The sequence below is a fragment of the Mucilaginibacter sp. genome (assembly GCF_036383575.1).
Taxonomy (GTDB): Bacteria; Bacteroidota; Bacteroidia; order Sphingobacteriales; family Sphingobacteriaceae; genus Mucilaginibacter.
In genome coordinates, this window is the sequence record NZ_DASVOB010000616.1 from 1 (window position 1) to 5,767 (window position 5,767).

General features: G+C 44.4%; 3 protein-coding genes and 1 pseudogene. 1 reads left to right on the plus strand and 3 read right to left on the minus strand.

The features are described from left to right. The first annotated feature begins 129 nt into the window (after positions 1-129). Complete coding sequence (locus VF500_RS21890) at positions 130-2,127, plus strand: KUP/HAK/KT family potassium transporter (RefSeq protein WP_330861719.1); 1,998 nt, start codon at positions 130-132, stop codon at positions 2,125-2,127. A gap of 437 nt (positions 2,128-2,564) precedes the next feature. Here VF500_RS21890 and VF500_RS21895 read toward each other — a convergent pair whose 3' ends face one another. The 3 genes and pseudogenes from VF500_RS21895 to VF500_RS21905 form a co-directional block, all read right to left on the minus strand. Beyond that, a complete protein-coding gene (locus tag VF500_RS21895; protein ID WP_330861720.1) occupies positions 2,565-3,872 on the minus strand; it encodes an ammonium transporter in 1,308 nt (435 codons plus the stop codon). Positions 3,873-3,967: 95 nt separating this feature from the next. After that, positions 3,968-5,461 carry an NADH-quinone oxidoreductase subunit N gene (locus tag VF500_RS21900; protein ID WP_330861721.1) on the minus strand — a complete coding sequence of 498 codons (1,494 nt, stop codon included), beginning with the start codon at positions 5,459-5,461 and terminating at the stop codon, positions 3,968-3,970. 23 nt (positions 5,462-5,484) lie between these two features. Next, a pseudogene (locus VF500_RS21905) lies at positions 5,485-5,767 on the minus strand (NADH-quinone oxidoreductase subunit M); the annotation flags it as partial.

Here is a 5,767-nt window from a genome sequence, read left to right on the forward strand (position 1 = left end):
CATAGTACAAAATGTAATTTACGATGGCATTGTTTACCACTGCGGCAGCAAAATTTTCAAAACGGACCATAAACTCCTCCGTTGCTTTGGTATCATCACCTCTTTTTCCCCTAACAATTTATACAATTCATGAATTCGCACGTTAAGCAACTCACTTTCGCGGGTATGATCGTTACCCTCGGTATTATTTTTGGCGATATCGGTACTTCTCCCCTTTACGTTTTTCAAACCTTACTGGTTGAAGGTGGCAAGGTAAATACCGCGCTGGTATTGGGCTCTATTTCCTGTATCTTCTGGACGCTCACACTCCAAACCACTTTCAAATACATTGTTATTACTCTACAGGCTGACAATAAAGGCGAAGGCGGCATTTTTTCATTATACGCATTGGTAAGGCGTTATGGTAAATGGCTGGCAATCCCCGCCATTATAGGTGCAGGCACTTTGCTTGCCGATGGTATCATCACCCCTCCTATCTCCGTAACATCAGCCATCGAGGGTTTGATCCTTGTACCGGCATTTTCAACTGTGATAGTACCCGGTAATAACCTGATCCTCATTATTGTTATCACCATCATTTTACTACTGTTCTTTTTCCAGCAGTTCGGCACCAAAGTGGTTGGCTCGGCTTTCGGTCCGGTTATGCTGCTGTGGTTTATTATGCTTGGCGTATTGGGCACCATGCAGATAGCACACTTTCCATCTATTTTTAAAGCACTCAATCCTTATTACGGCGCCCGCTTACTGATGGACCACCCTAAAGGTTTCTGGCTGTTAGGCGCGGTATTTTTATGTACCACCGGCGCCGAAGCCCTTTACTCCGATCTGGGCCATTGCGGTCGCCGCAATATACAGGTAAGCTGGATCTTTGTAAAAACAACCCTGATATTAAACTATCTTGGTCAAGGCGCATGGGTACTGTCACAAGCACCAGGCAAGGATTTCACAGGTGTTAACCCTTTCTTTGAAATTGTACCGCATACCTTCCTTTTACCCGCTGTAGCTTTGGCGACACTGGCAACCATTATTGCCAGTCAGGCTTTGATCAGCGGTTCATTTACGCTCATCAGTGAAGCGGTGAGCATGAACTTCTGGCCACGGATCACCATTAAATATCCTTCAAACATCCGCGGACAGATCTATATCCCCAGTATTAACTGGATGCTTTGTATCGGTTGTATCCTGGTATCGCTATACTTCCGTACCTCAAGCGCCATGACAGCTGCCTATGGCTTCAGTATCACCATTGCCATGCTCAGCACCACCATTTTAATGTATTACTTTATGCGCTATGTAAAGCACTGGCCGGTATGGCTGGTTACAATTATCCTGTGCGTATTTGTAACTGTTGAGTTCTCTTTCTTTGTAGCCAACGCGGTTAAAATATTAAAACGTTTGTTCTTTGTTGGATTTGAGGTTGGCCTGATCTTTACCATGTACACCTGGTTCAGGGCACGTAAGATCAATAACCGCTTCCTTAATTTTATCGACATTAAAGAAAAACTGCCCTTACTTAGTGCCCTTAGCAACGATACCGCTGTAAATAAATATGCAACCCATCTTATTTATTTAACCAAAGCCAATAACAGCAAACAGATAGAGGAAAAGATCATTTACTCTATCATGAGCCGTCGCCCCAAACGTGCCGACACCTATTGGTTTGTACATATTGAACGTACCGACGAGCCTTACACCATGGAGTACACTGTCGACCAGATTGAACCGGGCAAAGTGATCCGTGTAGAGTTTCGCCTCGGTTTCAGGATCCAGCCACGTGTAAATGTGCTGTTCCGTAAAGTGGTAGAAGATATGGTTGAACGTGGCGAGATAGATATCACCAGTAACTACCCATCTCTGAAACAATATAAGATGGCTGCCGATTTCAGGTTTGTCATCATGGAAAAATTCTTGTCGTACAATAACCTGTTCAGCGTATCCGAAGGTTTTATCCTGAACAGTTATTTTGCCATCAAAAAATTGGCCCAGTCTGAAGCTAAAGCTTTTGGCCTGGATACCAGCGAAACACGCGTTGAAAAGATCCCGCTGGTAGTAAAACCGGTTAATAACATTCATATCAAACGGGTGGATGACCCGGTAAACAATTTGGTTGCCGAGTTTGCTGATTAAAGCAAGCCACCCAACGTCGCTGCGCGTGTTACCCCTCTTTGCTTTGCAAAGAGGGGTTTATTTTTTGCGCAGGTACAAGCGTCTTCCGCTTGTACCATTTCGGCAGTAAGCGTCCAGGCTTACCACACCTTCCCGCCGCCGCTCGGCTCCAGCCGAGTGGCAACTATTTCACGGCCTCTGGCCGAAGTTGATGGCCACTCTTTTTGGGCACAAATCTTGTGTTTAGGACGGTGACTGACTTGCAACTCTACAGCCGGCAACAGTTAAACAGCACTTGGCCGAAGGCGATTGAACAGGCCAGAGGCCTGGGAATAATTACCACTCGGCTGGAGCCGAGCGGTGGCGAAAACTATCGATATTTAAAACCCCTAAAACAAAAAACCCGGCCTTACGGCCGGGAGTTTCATCAGGTTTATTGGATTGGTTGGAAAATATGATTATAATTTTTCGCCGTGCTGGCTAATGTCAAGACCTTGCTCTTCTTCTTCGGCCGAAACCCTTAGTGGCGAGATCATGTCGGTGATCTTCAACAATAATAATGAACCGAAAAACGCGAATATCGATACACAGATCAATGCTACCAATTGCACAAGGAATAAATGAGTTTCGCCAAAAAACAAGCCGTTACCGGTAGTATTATTAGGGTTTACATGCTGACTGGCAAATACACCGGTTAACAACATCCCTACCATACCGCCAACACCGTGACAAGGGAACACATCAAGCGTATCATCAATGGAAGTACGGGTGCGCCATTCAACCACCAGGTTACTCACTACCGCCGATATGATCCCGATAGCCAGCGAATGCGGCACCGATACAAAGCCTGCAGCAGGCGTAATAGCAACTAAGCCCACAACAGCACCAATACAGGTACCCATTGCCGATGGCTTGCGGCCAAGCAGCATATCAAAAAAGATCCAGGTAACACCCGCGGCTGCCGAAGCAGTAGTACTGGTTGCCAAAGCGGTAACCGCCAAAGCATTAGCTCCAAAAGCCGAACCGGCATTGAAACCGAACCAACCGAACCATAACAGGCCGGTACCTATCATTACATAAGTGATACGGGCAGGAGCATGATTAGCCTCATTGCGGCGTTTTAAGTATAAGGCTGATGCCAATGCAGCCCAACCGGCCGACATGTGCACTACCGTACCACCTGCGAAGTCAAGCACACCAAATTTGGCTAATATGCCATCCGGGTGCCAGGTGCAATGTGCCAATGGCGAGAATATGAAAATAGAGAACAGTACCAGGAAAATAATGTACGAGTTAAAACGGATCCGCTCGGCAAAAGCACCGGTGATAAGCGCCGGGGTGATAATAGCAAACTTTAACTGGTACATAGCAAAAAGCAGCAATGGGATAGTCGGCGCGGCTTTCCAGGTAGCATTACCCAGCATACCCTTCATCATAAAATAGGTTGATGGATTACCGATAATGCCGTAAAAGCTGTCACCGAAAGCTAAACTAAAACCAAAAATGCCCCACATTACCGTAATGATCACCATACAAACAATGCTTTGCAGCATGGTTGATATCACGTTCTTTTTGTTAACCATGCCTCCGTAAAAAAACGCGAGCCCAGGGGTCATGATCAAAACCAGCGCCGTCGACATCAGCATCCAGGCAATATCACCTGTATTAAAGTTGGGATGGCCGGAATTTTTAAAATCAACCGACGGAAAAATAAAAGTAAGTGAAAGTATAATTAAGATCAGGAAAAAAGGGAAGTACCTCTTCATGTATTCAGAAAAAATATGTTTTAAATCGGCATGAAAGGTAGTATTTTTTCTAAAAACAAAAGAAACTAATTGACTTTTGTTGAAAAAAACATCAACTACAGATATTTCAGGATAGAATTTGGGAAAATACCCAATAAAACAAGCAGAAAACTAATAACCACAGCTAAAATAAGCAAATTATAAGATCTTTCGCTTGCTACTTCTACATTTTCTGTTCTTTTCAGAAATAAATACAGCGGGATTTTGAGGTAATAAAACAGCGATACAACCGTGGTTATGGCACCGGTTATCATCAAAGCCAGCAACCAGATACTATGCGTTTGCTCATAAGTGCTATACACCGCCGAAAACACAAACAATTTACCCGTAAACCCTGCAGTAACGGGGATTCCGGTTAAAGAAATGAGAATAATTACAAAACAAACCGAAGCTACAGGATATTTTAAACCCAAACCTTTGTAAGCTTCCACCTCTTCGGCATCAACAATATTACTGAAGTAAGAGGCCAGTGCCAGTGCCCCAATATTGGCCAGCGTGTAAACAGCAAGGTAGTAGGTAAGTGATGACAGTCCCTGTAAATTGAAGGTAACTACCGCCATCAACGCAAACCCTGTATGACCGATACTTGAATAAGCGAGCATCCTTTTTATATTGTTTTGCAAAACGGCGGCAAAATTTCCGGCTATCATGGTGATGATACCAATGGCCGATAAAACAACGCCAAAATCAATCCCTTTCCAATCTGCCGAAAACAGGAACAAAGGCATCACATTTACCAATAATGCAAAAGCAGCTATTTTAGGTACAGTTGAAAGGTAAGCAGTAACAGGTGTGGGCGCTCCCTGGTAAACATCGGGCACCCAAAAATGCATGGGCATAAATGATAGTTTAAAGCCTATCCCAATCATCACCAATACTAAAGCAAATGAAACACTTACCGGGTTTACATTTGGCAACTGCGCTACAATGTTCAACAGATCAAGCGAGCCGCTAAAGCCATACAGTAACGAAATGCCATACAACATAACAGCCGATGACGCCGCGCCGAACAGCACGTACTTTAAACCCGCCTCGGTACTCAGAGCGGTGTCAGAACGGTAAGCCACCATCAGGTATGATGCTACCGACACCATCTCAATAGCAAGATAAACCGACAGCAGGTTAATAGCCATAGCCATTAAATGCAGACCTAAAACAGATGCTATGGAAATGGTATACAGATCTGATAATCCTTTAGGATGCGCTTTCAATTTATCATCCCACGTAAAATTCAATAACAGGATGAATGAAAGCAGATCAATAATGATCTTGAAGAACACCGCTGATTTGCGTAGCAATAACGTACTGCCGAAAATAACATGGTCGCCGTCAAGGATCAGGGCTACCTGCTGCAGGTCTTTAAACAACACCAGCAGCAAGCCTGCACAAGCCACTATTTTACAAAGCTTTACAGATCTGCGCCCAAATATCAGGTCGGTTATCAGCACCACCAGAAACAGCACGGTTAAATAAATTTCGGGCATGAAATAGGGAATGCTGCCAAAAACATTGGTTAACTGAGCTGATATATGGGGAAGCAGATCGTGCATTTATATTTTATTGTACTATAAATTTATTTAGCCTGTAAATACTGTATCAGCGCCAGTACCGAATCATTGATCTTATCAAAAACCAATCCCGGCATTATCCCCAAAGCCAGCGCCGCAAGGGCCAGCGGGGCAAGTGTCAGTTTTTCGCGAAGGTTCAGGTCGGTAAGGGCAATTTTCCAAACTTCGCCGCCTTTTAAGGATACTTTGCCAAAGAACATGCGTTGCAGCGTCCAAAGGAAATAGGCCGCACTAAGTAATATCCCTATCGAGCCACAAATAGCCATCCAATATGGCAGCAGCCCGTTT